Annotated in this window: 17 protein-coding genes; 3 read left to right on the forward strand and 14 right to left on the reverse strand. The window is 70.1% G+C overall.

Annotated elements, in window-relative coordinates; translation table 11 throughout:
• Positions 1-144 precede the first annotated feature (144 nt).
• Both hypB and DEFCA_RS24640 read right to left on the reverse strand, forming a co-directional pair.
• Positions 145-807 (reverse strand): hydrogenase nickel incorporation protein HypB, encoded by a 663-nt coding sequence (gene hypB / locus DEFCA_RS0104630; protein WP_025321869.1) that lies wholly within the window; start codon positions 805-807, stop codon positions 145-147.
• A complete protein-coding gene (locus tag DEFCA_RS24640) occupies positions 804-1,130 on the reverse strand; it encodes a hydrogenase maturation nickel metallochaperone HypA/HybF (protein WP_169709444.1) in 327 nt (108 codons plus the stop codon). The genes hypB and DEFCA_RS24640 overlap by 4 nt, the downstream gene beginning before the upstream one ends.
• Positions 1,131-1,626: 496 nt before the next feature.
• Here DEFCA_RS24640 and DEFCA_RS0104640 point away from each other — a divergent pair, with 496 nt between their 5' ends.
• The 3 genes from DEFCA_RS0104640 (at position 1,627) to DEFCA_RS0104650 (ending at position 5,613) form a co-directional block, all read left to right on the forward strand.
• Positions 1,627-2,910: an IMP cyclohydrolase gene (locus DEFCA_RS0104640; protein ID WP_025321871.1), complete on the forward strand. Its 1,284-nt coding sequence runs from the start codon at positions 1,627-1,629 to the stop codon at positions 2,908-2,910.
• Positions 2,911-3,211: 301 nt separating this feature from the next.
• Positions 3,212-4,414 (forward strand): pyridoxal phosphate-dependent aminotransferase, encoded by a 1,203-nt coding sequence (locus DEFCA_RS0104645; protein WP_025321872.1) that lies wholly within the window; start codon positions 3,212-3,214, stop codon positions 4,412-4,414.
• Positions 4,415-4,437: 23 nt separating this feature from the next.
• On the forward strand, positions 4,438-5,613 hold the full coding sequence (locus DEFCA_RS0104650) for an acyl-CoA dehydrogenase family protein (protein WP_025321873.1): 1,176 nt from the start codon (positions 4,438-4,440) through the stop codon (positions 5,611-5,613).
• Between the two features lie 20 nt (positions 5,614-5,633).
• Here DEFCA_RS0104650 and DEFCA_RS20275 read toward each other — a convergent pair whose 3' ends face one another.
• The 12 genes from DEFCA_RS20275 to rapZ all read right to left on the reverse strand — a co-directional run bounded on the left by DEFCA_RS20275 (position 5,634) and on the right by rapZ (position 17,075).
• Positions 5,634-6,287, reverse strand: coding sequence for an alpha/beta hydrolase (locus DEFCA_RS20275; RefSeq protein ID WP_025321874.1), 654 nt, complete (start codon positions 6,285-6,287; stop codon positions 5,634-5,636).
• On the reverse strand, positions 6,284-7,177 hold the full coding sequence (locus tag DEFCA_RS0104660; RefSeq protein WP_025321875.1) for a PhzF family phenazine biosynthesis protein: 894 nt from the start codon (positions 7,175-7,177) through the stop codon (positions 6,284-6,286). Before DEFCA_RS0104660 ends, DEFCA_RS20275 begins: the two co-directional genes overlap by 4 nt.
• 145 nt (positions 7,178-7,322) lie before the next feature.
• On the reverse strand, positions 7,323-8,573 hold the full coding sequence (gene icd, locus DEFCA_RS0104665) for an isocitrate dehydrogenase (NADP(+)) (RefSeq protein WP_169709670.1): 1,251 nt from the start codon (positions 8,571-8,573) through the stop codon (positions 7,323-7,325).
• Between the two features lie 217 nt (positions 8,574-8,790).
• Complete coding sequence (gene ahcY / locus DEFCA_RS0104670; RefSeq protein ID WP_025321877.1) at positions 8,791-10,050, reverse strand: adenosylhomocysteinase; 1,260 nt, start codon at positions 10,048-10,050, stop codon at positions 8,791-8,793.
• Positions 10,051-10,187: 137 nt separating this feature from the next.
• Positions 10,188-11,351, reverse strand: a complete 1,164-nt coding sequence (metK, locus tag DEFCA_RS0104675) for a methionine adenosyltransferase (RefSeq protein ID WP_025321878.1) — start codon at positions 11,349-11,351, stop codon at positions 10,188-10,190.
• 255 nt (positions 11,352-11,606) lie between these two features.
• Positions 11,607-13,391, reverse strand: a complete 1,785-nt coding sequence (gene ptsP, locus DEFCA_RS0104680) for a phosphoenolpyruvate--protein phosphotransferase (protein WP_025321879.1) — start codon at positions 13,389-13,391, stop codon at positions 11,607-11,609.
• A complete protein-coding gene (locus tag DEFCA_RS0104685; protein ID WP_025321880.1) occupies positions 13,388-13,666 on the reverse strand; it encodes an HPr family phosphocarrier protein in 279 nt (92 codons plus the stop codon). The genes ptsP and DEFCA_RS0104685 overlap by 4 nt, the downstream gene beginning before the upstream one ends.
• 11 nt (positions 13,667-13,677) lie before the next feature.
• Positions 13,678-14,418, reverse strand: coding sequence for a PTS system mannose/fructose/sorbose family transporter subunit IID (locus DEFCA_RS22045; protein ID WP_025321881.1), 741 nt, complete (start codon positions 14,416-14,418; stop codon positions 13,678-13,680).
• Positions 14,406-15,092, reverse strand: coding sequence for a PTS sugar transporter subunit IIC (locus DEFCA_RS22050; RefSeq protein ID WP_025321882.1), 687 nt, complete (start codon positions 15,090-15,092; stop codon positions 14,406-14,408). The genes DEFCA_RS22045 and DEFCA_RS22050 overlap by 13 nt, the downstream gene beginning before the upstream one ends.
• On the reverse strand, positions 15,089-15,577 hold the full coding sequence (locus tag DEFCA_RS0104700) for a PTS sugar transporter subunit IIB (RefSeq protein WP_025321883.1): 489 nt from the start codon (positions 15,575-15,577) through the stop codon (positions 15,089-15,091). Before DEFCA_RS0104700 ends, DEFCA_RS22050 begins: the two co-directional genes overlap by 4 nt.
• Complete coding sequence (locus DEFCA_RS0104705) at positions 15,574-15,993, reverse strand: PTS sugar transporter subunit IIA (protein WP_025321884.1); 420 nt, start codon at positions 15,991-15,993, stop codon at positions 15,574-15,576. The genes DEFCA_RS0104700 and DEFCA_RS0104705 overlap by 4 nt, the downstream gene beginning before the upstream one ends.
• A 227-nt stretch (positions 15,994-16,220) precedes the next feature.
• On the reverse strand, positions 16,221-17,075 hold the full coding sequence (rapZ, locus tag DEFCA_RS0104710) for an RNase adapter RapZ (RefSeq protein ID WP_035803269.1): 855 nt from the start codon (positions 17,073-17,075) through the stop codon (positions 16,221-16,223).
• Positions 17,076-17,077 lie beyond the last annotated feature (2 nt).

Below are 17,077 nucleotides of genomic sequence, written 5' to 3' on the forward strand. Positions count from 1 at the left end.
TCCAGCGCCCGGATCTGACTGGGTTTGAGACCGGTGAGGTTTCCTTGGACCTGCGGGATGGAGGACCTCCTCCCTGCGGGTGGCTGCGCTAGGACCCGGCCGGTGCCCTCTCATGCCGGCCGATCTCGTCTCACGGATCCGAGTCTAGCACCCTTCCCCGTCTTCCAGGAAGCGGACCCACTCGTCCATCCCCTGCCCGGTTCGGGCCGACACCACGAACACCCGAAGCCGGGGGTTCACGGACCTGGCGTTGCGAACCAGCAGGTCCAGGTCGAACTCCAGGTGGGGCAGCAGGTCGGCCTTGGTGACCACCACCACCGAGGCCGCGTGGAACAGGGCCGGGTACTTGACCGGCTTGTCCTCGCCCTCGGTCACGCTGACCAGGGCCACCTTGTCGTCCTCGCCCAGGTCGTAGGAGGCCGGGCACACCAGGTTCCCCACGTTCTCGATCACCAGCAGATCCAAGGGATCCGGGTGGCGCTGCCGAAGGGCGGCGAACGCCCGGCGCACCATGGCCGCGTCCAGGTGGCAGGCCCCGCCCGTGACCACGGCCTCCACGGGCACCCCCGTGGCGGCCACCCGCACCGCATCGTTCTCGGTCTGCACGTCCCCCTCGATCACCCCAACCCGGATCCGGCCGGCCAGCCGGGTCAGGGTGGCCACGAGCAGGGTGGTCTTGCCGGTGCCCGGGCTCGAGATCAGATTGATCGCCCGCCGGACCCCCGCGTCGCGGAACATCTGTCGATTCGCCATGGCGAGCGCATCATTACGGGCCAAAACCTTCTGTTCCACCTGAAGTTCGGTCATGGGTCCTCCACGTCCAACTCCGCCAACAGGAGTTCGTCCCCGGCCACCAGCTCGGCCCCTTCCTGCCCGCACCGGGGGCAGGGGTCGAAGTACCCGCACGCGCCGAACCGGGTTCCGCAGCCGCTGCACTCGAACTCGGCCTCCCGCACCTCGATCTCGACGGCGGCGGCACCCAGCATCTCGCCCTCCCGCAGGGTCTCGAGGGCGAACCGAAGCGTCTCGGGCTCCACGCCCGACCACCGGCCCACGACCACCTTCAGCCGGACGATCCGTCGGGCCCCTTCCCTCTCCGCGGTCTCCCGGGCCAGGCGAAGCACTTCCATGGCGATGCCGGTCTCGTGCATGGGCAAAACCTTGGGCTTTCGGCCCGATGGAGGGCTGGGAAGCCCCTTTCGGCCGCTGCGCGACCCTACAGACGGAGAAGGGTAACTTGCGCTGGCCCGGGGCCATTGCCGGAGGCGGGCATGGGGTCTGCTTCCGGCCGCGCGCGGCTCTCCAGCAGACCCCATGCCCCCCGGACCATCCAACGTCCTAACGTCCCAACGTCCTAGCGTCCAATCAACTTCGGTCGTCGGTCGGGACGGCTCCCGTGCCGCCCCAAGGCTTCGGGGACATGGGTGCGACAGGGAGGCCCTTATAGGGGCGGAGCGCTCCGGGTGTCAAACGCTCCTCGGGTTTTCCGCCCGCCGCGGCTTGTGGTACTAATCGCAGCGAGCGCCGGGCCGGGCTCGGCGACGCAAACGGTTCCAGCTTTCCAGCCTTCTAGCCTTTTGGCCTTCCAGCCCAGCGGGCCGAAGGCCCGTCCTTCGGAGGAATCCCATGGCCGACATCAAGAAGATCTACCGCACCGTGATGGACGACCACTTCCCGGACCGGTTGACCATCACCTTCGGCGACCAGACCCTGGTGTACCGGAAGCGCTCCTGGAAGCTCCCCGACGCCTCCGGCCAGGTGGTGGAGAAGGGCCTCCGGTACGGCGAGAACCCCGGGCAAGAAGCGGCGCTGTACGAGCTGGTGGGGGGGAACCTCGCCCTCGGGGAGTGCCGGCTCATCGAGCCGGGGTGGGGGCTGGTGTCGGCCCTGGCCGAGGAGCACATGATCCAGGCCGGCAAGCACCCCGGGAAGATCAACCTCACCGACGTGGACAACGGCCTGAACATCCTGCGCTACCTGATGGGCCGGCCCACCGCGGTGATCCTCAAGCACAACAACCCCTGCGGGGCGGCCGAGGCCGACGACCTGGAGACCGCCTTCCGCCGGGCGTTCCGGGCCGACCGGATCGCCGCCTTCGGCGGCGCGGTGGTGCTGAACCGCCCGTTGGACCGGGCCACGGCCGAGGCCGTGGTGGAGCAGTACCTGGAGGTGGTGGCCGCGCCCGACTATGAAGAGGGGGCGGTCGAGGTGCTGCGGCGCCGCAAGGATCTGCGGATCCTCGCGGTGCCCCGCATGGACCGCCTGGCCGAGTACCGGGACCGCCGGTTCGTGGACTTCAAGAGCCTGATCGACGGCGGCCTGATCGTGCAGCAGTCCCCCTTGAACGCGGTGCAGAGCCCCTCGGACTTCCAGCCCGCCGTGGCCCAACGGGACGGCCGCGAGGTTCGGGTCGTCCGGGTCCCCACGGCCGAGGAGCTCGATGACCTGTTCTTCGGGTGGTGCGTGGAGCAGGGGGTCACCTCCAACTCGGTGCTGTACGTGAAGGACCGGTGCACGGTGGGCATCGGCACGGGCGAGCAGGACCGGGTCGGGGTGGCCGAGATCGCCGTGTTCAAGGCCTACACCAAGTATGCGGACGCCCTGTGCTACGACCGCCACGGTCTGCCCCTGAAGGAGCTGGAGCTCCGGGTGGAGCGGGGGCAGGCCGACCCCGCGGCCCTGGAGGAGATCCGGGCAGAGACCCGGAAGGCCAAGGGAGGGCTCATCGGGTCCGCCATGATCAGCGACGCGTTCTTCCCGTTTCGCGACGGGGTGGACGTGGGGCTCCGGGAGGGGGTCACCGCCGTGTGTCAGCCGGGCGGGGCCAACCGGGACTGGGAGGTGATCGAGGCGGTGAACGAGGCCGGCGCCACGATGGTGTTCACCGGCCAGAGGTGCTTCAAACACTGAGATGCGCAGATGCGGACGCCAGGACGCTAGCCCGCATTATTCATGAGCGTTCGTCGCGAAACCGTCGAGTGTGCGTCAGATCGGGGCAAGCGCAGCGCCGAGGGGCGCAGGCGTACTGGACGGTACGTCGAGCCCCGAGGCGCGAGCACGCCCCGAGATGGCGTGCAATCGGCGGTTGCAGCAGAAGGCTTCATGAATAATGCGGGCTAGAACCCGCAGACGTTGGGATGTTTCGCTCTTCCCGTCCGAACGTCCCAGCGTCCCAACGTCCGCACGGCCTAACGTTCCCACGGAGACAGGGATGCCTCTTTCCGAAAAGGCCCGGTCGTTCACCGAGTCGGTGATCCGGGAGATGACGCGCCACGCCATGGCCCACGGGGCCGTAAACCTGGCCCAGGGGTTCCCCGACTTCCCCTGCCCCCAAGAGCTCAAAGACGCGGCCTGCCGGGCCCTGCAGGCCGACGTGAACCAGTACGCGATCACGTGGGGGGCCAAGGGGTTCCGGGACGCCCTGGCCGAGAAGACCCGTCGGTTCCTGGGGATCGAGGTGGATCCCGAGACCGAGATCACGGTGACCTGCGGATCCACCGAGGCCATGATCGCGAGCCTGCTTGCGGTGGTGGATCCGGGGGACGAGGTGATCGTGTTCGAGCCGTTCTACGAGAACTACGGCCCGGATGCGGTGCTGTGCGGGGCGGTTCCGCGGTACGTGCCGCTGCGGCCCCTCGAGGAGGGCAGGCAGAGGCGGTGGGGGTTTGACCCGGACGAGCTGGCCCGGGCGTTCACCCCCAGGACCCGCGCCCTGGTGCTCAACACCCCCCAGAACCCCACGGGCAAGGTGTTCACCCGGGAGGAGCTCGAGGCGATCGCCGAGCTGTGCGTCCGCCACGACGTGGTGGCCGTGACCGACGAGATCTACGAGCACATCGTGTTCGACGGCCGCACTCACACGGCCATGGCCACCCTTCCCGGCATGCGGCAGCGCACGATCACGATCAGCGGGCTGAGCAAGACCTACTCCGTGACCGGATGGCGGGTCGGGTACGCCATCGCTCCGGCCCACCTCACGGCCGGCATCCGCAAGGTCCACGACTTCCTCACGGTGGGTGCGGCCGCTCCCCTCCAAGAGGCCGGGGCGGTGGCCCTGGCTCTTCCCCCCTCGTACTACGAGCGCCTCAGCGCGTCGTACCAGGCCAAGAGGGACCGGTTCGTCCCCCGGCTCGAGGCGCTGGGGTTCCGGTGCTACCCGCCCGAGGGAGCCTACTACGTCATGGCCGACATTCGGGGGTTCGGCGCCGGGGACGACACGGCGTTCGCCCTGGAGCTGGTGAGGGAGGCCGGGGTGGCGGTGGTGCCGGGGTCGAGCTTCTTCTCCGACCCCGCCCTCGGCCGCCATCTCGTCCGTTTCTGTTTTTGCAAGCGCGACGACACGCTGGACGAGGCCCTGGACCGGTTGGAGGCGTGGGCCGGGCGGAAAGGAGGGTCGATCCGGGGCGCCGGGTGAACGCATTACGAGGAGGTGCGGCAATGGACGGAACTCGCGCGTGGGTTCGGGACCGGTTCGGGGAGGTTCTGGAGCTGGTGGCCCGCCGGGCACCGGAGGTGGACCGGACGGCCGAGTTCCCCGAGGACGTGCTCAGGGCCTATCAGGAGGCGGGCCTCATGGCGGCCCAGGTGCCCCCCGATCTGGGGGGGCTGGGCCTCACCCACCTTCAGTTCGCAGCGGTCGTGGAGGAGGTGGCCCGCCACTCGGGGGCGCTGTCGTTGCTCCTCATCGTGCAGGCGGTGGGCCTCCTTCCCATCCTGCTGCGGCCCGAGTTCCCGCGGCGCGACGAGGTGCTCACCCGGGTCACCCGGTCGGGCGCCCTGGTGGGGTTCGCGCTCACCGAGCCGCCGTCCGGCTCCGACGCCTACAACATGCGCACCGAGGTGGTCCAGCGGGACGGCGCCCACCGGCTCACCGGCGTCAAGTACCTGATCACCAACGCCGGAAGGGCCCACGCCTACGTCGTGTTCACCAACTTCCGGGAGCCTGGGCTCAAGCACGTGGCCGCCTACCTGGTCGACGCCGACCGGGAAGGGGTGCGGGTGGGCCCCGCAAACCGCCTGCTGGGGATGCGGGGGATCCCCACGGCCTCGATCCACTTCGACGACGTGGCCGTGGACGAGGCCGACCGGATCGGCGGTAAGAACGAGGGTTACGTGCTGGCCATGGACACCCTGAACATCTCCCGGCCCTGGATCGGGGCCCAGGCCGTGGGGCTGGCCAGGGGGGCCCTGGACACCGCCATGCAGTTCGCCTGCCAGCGCAAGGTCATGGGCGAGCCCCTGATCGACAAGCAGGCGTTCCGGTTCACCCTGGCGGAGGTGGCGGCGCGGATCGAGGCGGCCAGCGCCCTGGTGGAGCGGACCTCCCGCATGATCGACGCCGGCCGCGAGGACTACACGGCCCAGTCGGCCATGTGCAAGCTGGTGGCCACCGACACGGCCATGTGGGCGTGCGAGCGGGCCCTGCAGATGCTCGGCGGACCCGGGTGCATCGCGGGAAACCGGGCGGAACGGGCGTTCCGGGACGTAAAGATCACCCAGATCTATGAAGGCACCAACGAGGTCCAGAAGATACTGGTGGCCCGGGAGCTGGTGCAGGCCGCCCGGGCCCGCCGGCCGGCGGCGGCCGGAACCGCGCCCGAGCTGCTGACCTGAGCCCGCTCCGTTTTCTGCGGCTACCCTTCCCCGCCGGGGTCCTGCAACGCCACGGCCAGGAACCCGGCCGCCCGGCGGGCCACCTCGTCCTCGCGGCCCCACAGGAAGTGGTCGGCCCCTTCCAGGACCGCTCGCTCCTTGGGGGCAGGGAGCCCCTGGAACCAGGACTCCAGAAGATCCAGAGGGCAGTACTCGTCCCGGTCGCCCACGACGATCAGCTTGGGCCGCCGAATGTTGCGCCACGCATCCAAGGCCATCCTCGCCAGCGGCGGCGCCACAGCCACCACCGCCTGGATCGCCGGGATCTGTGCGGCGGCCCGCCCTCCCACCCACGCCCCGAACGAGTACCCCACCAGGGCCATCCGGTCCGGGTCCACTCCGCGCCGGGAGGCCAGGAAGGCGACGGCTGCCGCCACGTCGTCCACCTCGGCGTCGCCTCCGCCGTGGGCCCCGGTGCTGTCGCCCACCCCCCGGAAATTGAACCGCAGGGTGGCGAACCCCCGCTCCCCGGCGGCCCGGGCCAGGGCCGCGATCACGGGCACGTCCATGGACCCGCCGTAGAGGGGATGGGGGTGGCACAGCACCAGGCCTGGCACGCGGCCGGCGGCCGGCAGGAACAGCCGGCCTTCCAGCTCCACGCCCCGGCCGGGAAACCGGACCGGCCGTTCCCTCACCCCAGGTCGCCCAGTCGCAGGTGTCCGCGCAGGCTCACCACCGCGTGTCCGCCCACCACCACCCGCTCGGGGCGGCCCGGGGTGCCCTGGACCACCACCCGCACCTCCCCGGGCCGGGCGCAGGCCTCGCCCTGGACCACCCGCAGGGGCGTTGCGGGAGCCGCCGCACGATGGCGCACCAGGTACGCGCCCAGCGCGCCCGAAGCGGTACCGGTCACCGGATCCTCGTCGATGCCGGCCGCGGGGCTGAAGTCCCGGCAGTGGTACCCGTTTTCCCCTTCCACGAACACGTGCACCGTCAGTACCCCCAGCTCCTCGCTCAGGGCCGCCAGCGCCCGGAAGTCCGGGAGCAGCCCGTCCAGGGCCTCGGTGGTCGTCAGGGGCACCATCAGGTGCCACAGCCCGGTGTACGCGAGCTCCAACGGCAGGTCGGTGCGCAGGTCATCCTCGTCCGCGCCCAAGGCCTCCAGCACCCGATCCTCGGCCACCGTGCAGGGCCGGAACGCCGGGGCGTCCTGGGTCAGGTCCACCCGGATCCCCTCGGGGGTCCGCACCAGGTCTGCCGGCAGCACCCCCACGCCGGTCTCGATCTGGACCCGAGCAAACTCCCCCGTGACCCGAATCTCGCCCAGGTCCTCGAGCACCGTCAGGGCGGCCACGAGGGCGTGCCCGCACGAGGGCACCTCCTGGGCCGGGGTGAAGAACCGGATCCGGAAGTCCGCCTCCCGGCTCGGCAGGACGAACGCGGTCTCCGAGGCGTTCACCTCCCGGGCGATCGCCAGCATCTGCTCCTCGTCCAGGCCCCGGGCGTGGGGCATCACGCCGGCCGGGTTCCCCCGGAGGGCCACCCGCGTGAACGCATCCACCAGGTAGATCGGTCGGGTCTGCATGGGTGGTCTCCTTCCCACTAACTTCGGTCGACGGTCCACGGTCTAAGGTCGTCGGTCAGGGGGCCCACCAATGGCACGCCGGTACTCCGCGGTCATGGGTTTCAGGGACCAAGAGCCGCAGGCCCCATGCCCCCGGCGGCCCGCGTCAGGCCTCCTGCTCCATGAAGCGGCAGATCGCCTCGGCGAACTCGGAGCACTTCAGGCAGGTGGCCCCTTCCATCTGCCGCTCCAGATCGTAGGTGACCTGCTTGTGGGCCACGGCCCTCTCGATGCCGGACCGGATCAGCGCGCCCACCCGGTGCCATCCCAGGTGGTCGAACATCATCACGCCCGACAGGATCACCGAGCTCGGGTTCACCTTGTCCTGGCCTGCGTACTTGGGCGCGGTGCCGTGGGTGGCCTCGAACACGGCGTACTCGTCGCCGATGTTGGCCCCGGGCGCCATGCCCAGCCCCCCGACCTGGGCGGCGGCCGCGTCGGACATGTAGTCGCCGTTCAGGTTCGGCATGGCCAGCACCGAGTACTCGTCGGGCCGCAGGAGCAGCTGCTGGAACATGGCGTCGGCGATCCGGTCCTTCATCACGATCTTGCCCGTGGGATGGACCCCTTCGTACTTCTGCCAGAGGTCCTCCTCGGTGATCGTGACGTCGCCGAACTCCTCCCGGGCCACCTCGTACCCCCACTCCTTGAAGGCGCCCTCGGTGAACTTCATGATGTTGCCCTTGTGGACCAGGGTCACCGAGTCGTGGTTGTTCGCCAGGGCGTACCGGATGGCCATGCGCACCAGCCGCCGGGTCCGCTCCCGGCTAATCGGCTTGATGCCGACGCCGGCATCGTCCGGGATGCGGCGGTTCCACTTGATCATCAGAAACTCGATGAGCTCCCGGGCCTCGGGGCTGCCGGCCGGCGCCTCGATGCCGGCGTAGACGTCCTCGGTGTTCTCCCGGAAGATGACCACGTCCACCTTCTCGGGCTCGCGCATGGGCGACGGCACCCCGTGGATGTAGCGCACCGGCCTCACGCAGGCGTACAGGTCGAGCTCCTGGCGCAGGGCCACGTTCAGGCTGCGGATCCCCCCGCCCACCGGCGTGGTCAGGGGGCCCTTGATGGCCACCCGGTAGCGCTTGATCGCCTCGAGCGTGGCCTCGGGAAGCCACTCGCCGAACCGGTCGAAGGCCTTCTCGCCGGCGAACACCTCGTACCAGTGCACCCGGCGGTCGCCGCCGTACGCCAGCTCCACGGCCCGGTCAAACACCCGGCGGGCGGCCCGCCAGATGTCCGGGCCGGTTCCGTCTCCCTCGATGAACGGGATGATCGGATCGTGGGGCACCCTGAGCCGCCCATCGGAACCCTTCTCGATGGGCGAACCCGAGGCCGGCGGATCGATCTGGATCACCTGAGACACAGCGGTTCTCCTTTCAGGCTGGAAAGCTAGGAGGCTAGGAGGCTAAGAGGCTTGAACCCCCCCGAATTCCCACACGTTCTAGGAATCACCGTATCTCTTCGCCTCCACCTCACGGTCCGGGGGCATGGGGTCTGCTGGAGCGCCCGCCCGCCCAACCGGCCGGGATACCCGGAATTTCTCTAGTCTCTAGTTTCTAGCCTCTGCCTCTCTACGTCCCCATCTCCCAGGAGCTCAGGTACTTCTCCTGCTCCTCGGTCAGGGTGTCGATGGCCACGCCCATGGTCTCGAGCTTCAGCCGGGCCACCCACGCGTCGATCTCCTGCGGCACCCCGTACACCTTCGCCTCCAGCTTGCCCGCGTTCCGGATCGCCCACTCCGTGGTGAGCGCCTGCACCGCGAAGCTCATGTCCATCACGCTCGCCGGGTGCCCCTCCGCCGCCGCCAGGTTGATCAGCCGCCCCTCACCCAGCACGAAGATCCGCCGGCCGTCCGCCAGCACGTACCCGTCCACGTTCGGCCGCACCCCCTTCTCCACCCGCTCCGCCAGCCCCTCCAACGCCGGAATGTCGATCTCCACGTTGAAGTGACCCGAGTTCGCCACCAGCGCCCCGTCCTTCATCACCTCGAAGTGCTCGCGCCGCAGCACGTGGATGTCGCCGGTGAGCGTGCAGAACAGGTCCCCCACCTTCGCCGCCTCGGCCATCGGCATCACCTCGAACCCGTCCATCACCGCCTCGAGCGCCCGCAGCGGCTCCACCTCGGTCACCACCACCCGCGCCCCCAGGCCCCGGGCCCGGTTCGCCACCCCCCGGCCGCACCACCCGTACCCCGCCACCACGAACACCTTGCCCGCCAACAGCACGTTCGTCGCCCGCAGGATCCCGTCGATCGTCGACTGCCCCGTGCCGTAGCGGTTGTCGAACAGGTGCTTGCAGTCCGCGTCGTTCACCGCCACCACCGGGAACTTCAAGGCCCCGTCCTTCTCCATCGCCCGCAGCCGGATCACCCCCGTGGTGGTCTCCTCCATGCTCGCCACCACCTGGTCGTGCAGCTCCGGGTAGTCGCTGTGGATCACGCTCACCAGGTCCGCCCCGTCGTCCATGGTCACGTCCGGCCGGTGCTCCACCGCCGCCCGGATGTGCGCGTAGTACGTGTCCCGGTCCTCGCCGCGGACCGCGTAGGTCGGTATCCCAAACTCCAGCGTCAGGGCCGCCGCCACGTCGTCCTGGGTCGACAGCGGGTTCGACGCGCACAGCACCAGGTCCGCCCCCCCCGCCTTCAGCGTCCGGGCCAGGTTCGCCGTCTCGGTGGTCACGTGCAGACACGCGCTCATCCGCCGGCCCTCGAGCGGCCGCTCCTTCTCGAACCGCTCCCGGATCTTCCGGAGCACCGGCATCTGCCGGTCCGCCCACAAGATCCTCTTGACCCCCAACTCCCTCAGATTCGGATCCTTGATGTCACCTTTCAACGAAAGCTCCTTTGTGTGGATAGGCTAGAAAGCGGAAAACCCGTTCGTCGTAGGTCGCCGGTCGTGGGTCGTTGAAGTTCAACGACGAACGACCCACGACCAACGATTCACGATTCACCATTCACCATTCACGGCCCCTAAATTCCCGCCGCCCGGCGCAGCTCGTCCGCCTTGTCCGTGCGCTCCCAGGTGAACTCCGGCTCGTTGCGGCCGAAATGGCCGTAGGCCGCCGTCTTCTTGTAGATCGGCCGCAGCAGGTCCAGGTGCTCGATGATCTGCTTCGGCTTCAACGGAAACACCTCCCGCACCAGCCGCGCGATCCGATCCGGCTCCACCTTCCACGTCCCGAACGTGTCCACCATGATCGACACCGGCTCCGCCACCCCGATCGCGTACGAGATCTGCACCTCGCACTTGTCCGCCAGCCCCGCCGCCACCACGTTCTTCGCGATGTAGCGCGCCATGTACGACGCCGACCGGTCCACCTTCGACGGGTCCTTCCCCGAAAACGCCCCACCCCCGTGGCTCCCCTGCCCCCCGTAGGTGTCCACGATGATCTTCCGGCCCGTCAGCCCGCAGTCCCCCATCGGACCCCCGATCACGAACCGGCCCGTCGGGTTGATGTAGTAGCGCGTGTTCTGCGTGAGCAGGTGCTCCGGGATCACCGGCTTCACCACCTCCTCCAGCACCGCTTCGCGTACCTGCGCCTGCGTCACCTCCGGCGAGTGCTGCGTGCTCACCACGATCGCGTCCACGCTCACCGGCTTCGAGTCCACGTACCGGACCGTCACCTGGCTCTTCCCGTCCGGCCGAAGGAAGTCCACCACCCCCTTCTTTCGCACCTCCGCCAGCCGCCGCGTCAGCCGGTGCGCGAACACGATCGGCATCGGCATCAGCTCCTGGGTCTCGTTCGTCGCGTACCCGAACATCAGCCCCTGGTCCCCCGCGCCCTGCTCCCGGTCCTCCTTCTCGTCCACCCCCATCGCGATGTCCGGGCTCTGCTTGTCGATCGAGGTCAGCACCGCGCAGGTCTCCCAGTCGAACCCCAGGGCCGGGTCCGTGTACCCGATCTCCTTGATCGTGCGGCGCACGATGTCCGGCATGTGCGCGTACGCCTCGGTGGTGATCTCGCCCGCGATGATCGCCATGCCCGTGGTCACCAGCGTCTCGCACGCCACCCGGCTGCGCGGATCCTCCGCGATCAGCGCGTCCAGCACCGCGTCGGAGATCTGGTCCGCCACCTTGTCCGGGTGGCCCTCGGTCACGCTCTCGGATGTGAACAGATAGTCGGTCATGCCCATGGGATTACTCCTTTTTCGTGGCGTGACGGCCGGACGCACCGGCCGAGGTCCGTTCTCGCTTCTATTTCGGGGCCTTCGGCCCGCTAGGCGGCCGGGCGGCTTAGAAACCTCCGTGATCTCCCAGCGTTCTGAGCACGGCCACGCCCCTTTGGCGCCACCTCACCGCCCCCGGAGGGCTAGGGGCCTGGTGGAGCGCCGGGCGTGGCTCGAAAATCTAGTTTCTAGTCTCTAGTTTCTAGTCTCTAGGGGGCCCGCTCAGGCGTCCCCGGCCCACTCCAGGGGATCCACCAACCACGGGTAGTGGGACCGCATGTACTCCTCCACGAACTCGTGCACCTCGCTCGCGGTCCGCAGCTCCAGTGCCTTGGCGGCCAGGTCCCGGGCCTCGGCCAGGGTGGTGTGGTGGATGATCCGTTTCACCCGGGGGATCGACAGGGTGTGCATGGACAGCTCCTGCACGCCGAGCCCCAGGAGAACCAGGGTGTAGATCTCGTCACCCGCCATCTCGCCGCACACGGCCACCGGGATCCCCTCGTTGGCGCCGGCCTCGCAGGTGGCCCGGATCATCCGCAGCACCGCCGGGTGCAGGGGCTCGTACAGGTAGGCCACGTGCTCGTTCACCCGGTCGATGGCCAGGGCGTACTGGATCAGGTCGTTCGTGCCGATGGAGAAGAAGTCCACCAGGGGGGCCATCAGGTCCGCGGTGACCGCGGCCGAGGGCACCTCGATCATCGCGCCCACGGCCACGTTGGGGTCGTAGGGCTGGCCTCGGGCGTCCAGCTCCTTCCGGGCCTCCTCGAGCACCGCCAGCGCGGCCTGCAGCTCCCCCACGCCGGAGATCATGGGGAACATGATCCGGATCGTGCCGTGGGCGCTGGCCCGGAGGATCGCCCGCAGCTGGGTGCGGAACAGGTCCTTCTCCTTCAGGCACAGCCGGATGGATCGCAGGCCCAGGGCGGGGTTGCCCTCCTCCTCGATGGGCACCGCCTGGACCATCTTGTCCCCCCCGATGTCCAGCGTCCGGATCGTCACCGAAAACGGCCTGACCGCCTCGACCACCCGGCGGTAGGTCTCGTACTGCTCCTCCTCGTCCGGCGGGGCGGGCCGGTTCATGTAGAGGAACTCGGTGCGGTACAGGCCGATCCCCTCGGCCCCGTACCGCCGCAGGGAGCGCATCTCCTCCAGCAGCTCGATGTTGGCCCCCACCTTCACCTTGTGGCCGTCGCGGGTGACCGCCGGCAGCACGGCCAGCGACTCCAGTTCCCGCTGCAGGGCCTCGTACCGGGCCTTCTTCCGGCGATAGGCCTCCAGCTCCTCGGGGGTGGGGTTCAGGACCACGTCGCCGGTGAGGCCGTCCACGACGATGGTGTCGCCGCCGTTGGCCACGTCGGTCACGGTCTCCAGCCCCACCACCGCGGGGATGTTCAGGCTGCGGGCCAGGATCGCGGTGTGGGACGTGCGGCCGCCCAGGTCCGTCACGAACCCCCGGATCCGGGAGACGTCCATCTGGGCGGTGTCCATGGGCGACAGGTCGTGGGCCACCACCACCACGTCGCCCTGGATGTCGGAGATCCGCTCGTGCCGCCGGCCCGACAGGGTTCGCAGCACCCGGTCGCCCAGGTGCTCCAGATCGGTGCGGCGGTCCCGGAAGTACTCGTCGTCCATCCCATCGAACGACGCCTTGATGCCTTCGAGCACCTGCCACAGGGCCCAGTCCGCGCTCTCCAGGTTCTCGCGGATCCGGCGCTCGGTCTCGCCGGCGATCATCCGATCCTGGAGCATCAGCAGGTGCACGTCCACCAGGTAGGAGTGCTCCCCCAGGCCACCGGACTCGTAGTGGGCCTTGATCTCCTGCAGCTGGGCCTTCGTGTCCTCGAGGGCCCGACGGAACCGGGCCACCTCCGCTTCCACCTCGGAGGGATCGATGAGCTTCTCGGGGGGGTGGACCTTGCGGCGGTCCACCAAGTAGGCCTTCCCGATCACGATGCCGGGGCTCACAGCGATGCCCCGGAGCCGAGCCTTCTGCCGAATGATCTTCACCCAGATCCCTCGCCTTCCCAGAACCCGTTGCGGATCAGCTCGCCCAGTTCGTCCACGGCCTCGGCCGCGTCGTCGCCCTGGGCGCGCACCACGATGTGGCTGCCCCGCGCCGCGGCCAGCATGAGGAGGCCCATGATGCTCTTGCCGTTCACCACGGTGCCGTCCTTCTCCACCTCGATGTGTGAGCGGAACTTCTGCGCGGTCTGCACCAGGGCCGCGGCCGCACGGGCGTGCAGGCCCAGGGTGTTGACGATCTCGAACCTCCGCTCCACCACGTCGTCCTCTCTCACCACCACATCCCCAGCCCGAGACAAGCGGTCCCGAGGACCACGGCCGCCCACTCCGGCCGCAGCCCCCGGCGAACCCCCTCGGCAAGAACCATGGACACCGACACCGCCGCGGCGATCCACAACCACCGCGCCGCCCCTTGCGCCCCCAGGGCCCGCCCCACGGCCGCGGCCAGGACCAAGCCGGTCAGGGCGGCCGTGGCGTCCTTGAGCCGCTGGGCCTTGCCCAGGAACCCGGCCTGGGCCAGGGCCTCGGCCACGGCCGGGCCCAGCCGGTACCCCCGCACCAGCCACACGGCCCGCGTGACCAGCCCCAGGGTTGCGAACGCAACCAGGAACGCCCAGGGCGCCCACCCCGCCCCGATCCAGGCCAGCGCCGCGGCCGCGGCCACCAGGGCCGGTTTCGCCCCGGCCCAGAAGAAGCTGTCACCCAGGGCCCCGCAGGGGCCCATCAGGGCGTTCTTGAACCGCCGAATGTCCTCGGCGGGAACCCCTTCCTCCTCCATCCGCACCACGGCGCCGACCACGGCCGATGCCAGGAACGGGTGGGTGTTGAAGAACTCCAGGTGCCGCTCGAGGGCCCGGCGCAAGGGGACGCCGGTGCCGTGGATCCGCCGCAGGGCCGGTTCCAACACGAAGGCGAACCCCACGGACTGCATGGCGTCGAAACTCCACGCGGCCTGCAGGGCCAGGGAGCGCACGTAGCATCGGGCCAGGGCGCCCCGGCCTACCCCCGCCACGGCCAGGCCCCTTTCCCCGCCCCCGCCCCGACCAGCGCCCCCGCCAGGAACCACCCCTTGGCCCTGCGGGTGGCCAGCCGCCCCAGGCACACCGACGCGGCCAGCACCACCAACGTCATGCCCAGGAGCCCCAGCCCGCGGAACGTCGGCTCCGGCACCCGGGGGCCCAGCCACAGCCCGGCCCCCACGAGGGCCAGCCCCGAAGCGGTGCCCGCGGCCCAGAACCTGGCTCCCCCCACGAGCACCAGCCTGCCCAGGCCGGGCTCCTTGCCGGCCGCCAGGGCCTCCCGAGCCCGCGCCGCCAGGTCGCGGTTCCAGCGCCGCACCGCCACGTCCACCCGGCCGCCCACGTGGCCGGCCGCCAGACCGGCCATCCCGCCGGCCCCCAGCCGGGCCCACAGGTCCGCGGCGTCGGGCATCGAGGCGGCCACCACCGCGGCCGCCAGGCCGGCCCCGGCCTCGTCCGGCGGCACGGCCGCGCCCACCGGCAACTCGTACAGCCAGAAGAACTCCAGCAGGGCGCCCACCAGCAGGCCCGCCTCGGGTCTTCCCAGGATCCACCCGGCCACCGCCCCCGTGACCAGGGGGCGCGACACCATGGACTGGACCGCGGCCGTGCGGTCCAGGAACGCCACCCCCCCCACCAGGGCCAGGAGCAGCCAGTCCTGGATCACCGGCCGCAGCCTCCCGGGCCGAGGAACGCGTCCGGGTCGGGGCTCGCATCCGTGGGCAGCGCCCGCACCTCGAGCCGCACCCCACGGGCCCGCAGGTCCCGCAGCTCTTCCTCGTCCTCGGTGGTCAGGTACACCGTCCGGCTGACCCGGTGCCCGCCCTGCCGGGGGTGGACGTTGCCCAGGTTCAGCCGCTCGAACCGAAGCCCCGCTCGGAACGCCTTCCAGGCGGCGTCCACGTCCGGAAACAGCAGAAGGATCCGGTGGGCCCCCTCCCGCTCCACCAGAGTCGGTGCCTCCTCCGGAGCCACCACCTCCACCTTCACCTGGGGGGTGCTCAGCGCCTGGAACAGGCTTCGTCGAAACGGGTCCCGGCTCTCCTCACCGCCCACCACCACGATCAGGTCGGCTTCCAGGTACGGCACCCAGGCCTCGAGCACCTGGCCGTGCACCAGGCGGTTGTCCACCCGGGCGAGCAGCACGCTCATCGCGCCCCCTCTCCGGGGCGCGCGTTCCACAGCTCGCTGGCCAGCACAAAGCTGCGCAGGCCGTATTCGCGAAGCTGCCGGGCCAGGCCGGCCACGTCGGTGTCGGCCCGGGCCGAGTGGGCCTTCAGGAGCACCGGCAGGTTGACGCCGGTGAGCACCTCGACCCGGCCGGGCTCCAGGAACGGAAGGCTCAGGTTGGTGGGAGTTCCGCCGAACATGTCCGTGAGCACCAGAACGCCCTCGCCCGTGTCCGCCCGGCGCACGACCTTCTCGAGCCGCCGCCGGGCGGCGTCGGCCGGGTCCTGGTAGCTCAACGCCACCGGATACACCCCGGGCAGCGGGCCGGCGATTCCCTCCGCCGCCCTCACCAGGGCCTCGGCCAGATCCTGATGGGCCACCACCACGATCCCGATCATCTTCTCTGTGTCATCGGTCGTTGGTCGTTAGTCGTTGGTCGTCGGTTTGGGGCCTTCGGCCCGCTAGGCAGCTGGGCGGCCGGGCGGCTCCGGAGCCACCGCCAAAGCTCGGGCGGCATGGGGCCTGCTGGAGCGCCGGACGCGGCCCCTATCCGGGACTCACCATGTGAGCGAAGGGCTCTCGGTTTCCAGTCTCTAGTCTCTAGTCTCTAGTTTCTAGAAGCTCCTCAACGCTCCACGTCCCGGTGGAGGACCCGCACGGCCCGGCCCTCTGCCCGGAGCCGCCGGCCGATCTCCTCCACCAGGCTCACCGATCGGTGCTTGCCCCCCGTGCACCCGATGGCCACGGTCAGCGAGGTCTTCCCCTCCTGCTCGTACAGGGGCACCAGGTACCCCAGCAGGTCCAGGAACCGCCGGAGGAACTCCTGGGCCTGCTCCGAGGAGAGCACGTGATCCTGCACGGCCGCCTCCCGGCCCGTGCGGCCCTTCAGGGCCGGCACGAAGTAGGGGTTCGGCAGGAACCGCACGTCCAGCAGGATGTCCGCCTCGTGGGGGATGCCGTACCGGTACCCGAAGCTCAGGAGGTTCACCTGGAGGGTGCGGTCCTCCGGGCCGGCCCGGAAGTAGCTCCACACCGCCCGCTTCAGGTCGTGCACGTTCATGCCCGAGGTGTCGATCACCCGGTCGGCCGCGCCCTTGATCTCCTCGAACAGGTGGCGCTCCTGCGCGATGCCCTCGGCCAGCGACCCGTCCCGGGCCAGGGGGTGGCGCCGCCGGGTCTCGCTGAACCGGCGCACCAACACCTCGTCGGTCGCCTCCAGGTAGAGCACCTCGGTGCGGATCCCCAGACGCTCGGCCTCCTGGAACGCCTGGCGGTAGTCCTCCAGGAAGTGGGGCTCCCGCAGGTCCATGCCGACGGCCACCTTGTGGATCTCGCCCCCGGCCAGGACGCTGAGCTCCAGGAACCGCACCAAAAGCCGCGCAGGCAGGTTGTCCACGCAGAAAAAGCCCAGGTCCTCCAGGGCCCGGAGGGCCGAGGACTTGCCGGAACCCGACAGCCCCGTGACCACGACCAGGCGCACCC

The sequence above is a fragment of the Deferrisoma camini S3R1 genome (assembly GCF_000526155.1).
GTDB lineage: Bacteria > Desulfobacterota > Deferrisomatia > Deferrisomatales > Deferrisomataceae > Deferrisoma > Deferrisoma camini.

What these genes read in the sequence shown, in the direction of transcription:
- DEFCA_RS0104660 (WP_025321875.1), bottom strand. Translation starts at nt 7,177, where the DNA reads ATGCAGACCCGACCGATCTACCTGGTGGATGCGTTCACGCGGGTGGCC.
- DEFCA_RS0104650 (WP_025321873.1), top strand. Translation starts at nt 4,438, where the DNA reads ATGGACGGAACTCGCGCGTGGGTTCGGGACCGGTTCGGGGAGGTTCTG.
- DEFCA_RS0104705 (WP_025321884.1), bottom strand. Translation starts at nt 15,993, where the DNA reads ATGATCGGGATCGTGGTGGTGGCCCATCAGGATCTGGCCGAGGCCCTG.
- hypB (WP_025321869.1), bottom strand. Translation starts at nt 807, where the DNA reads ATGACCGAACTTCAGGTGGAACAGAAGGTTTTGGCCCGTAATGATGCG.
- DEFCA_RS0104640 (WP_025321871.1), top strand. Translation starts at nt 1,627, where the DNA reads ATGGCCGACATCAAGAAGATCTACCGCACCGTGATGGACGACCACTTC.
- metK (WP_025321878.1), bottom strand. Translation starts at nt 11,351, where the DNA reads ATGGGCATGACCGACTATCTGTTCACATCCGAGAGCGTGACCGAGGGC.
- DEFCA_RS0104700 (WP_025321883.1), bottom strand. Translation starts at nt 15,577, where the DNA reads ATGAGCGTGCTGCTCGCCCGGGTGGACAACCGCCTGGTGCACGGCCAG.
- DEFCA_RS24640 (WP_169709444.1), bottom strand. Translation starts at nt 1,130, where the DNA reads ATGGAAGTGCTTCGCCTGGCCCGGGAGACCGCGGAGAGGGAAGGGGCC.
- DEFCA_RS0104645 (WP_025321872.1), top strand. Translation starts at nt 3,212, where the DNA reads ATGCCTCTTTCCGAAAAGGCCCGGTCGTTCACCGAGTCGGTGATCCGG.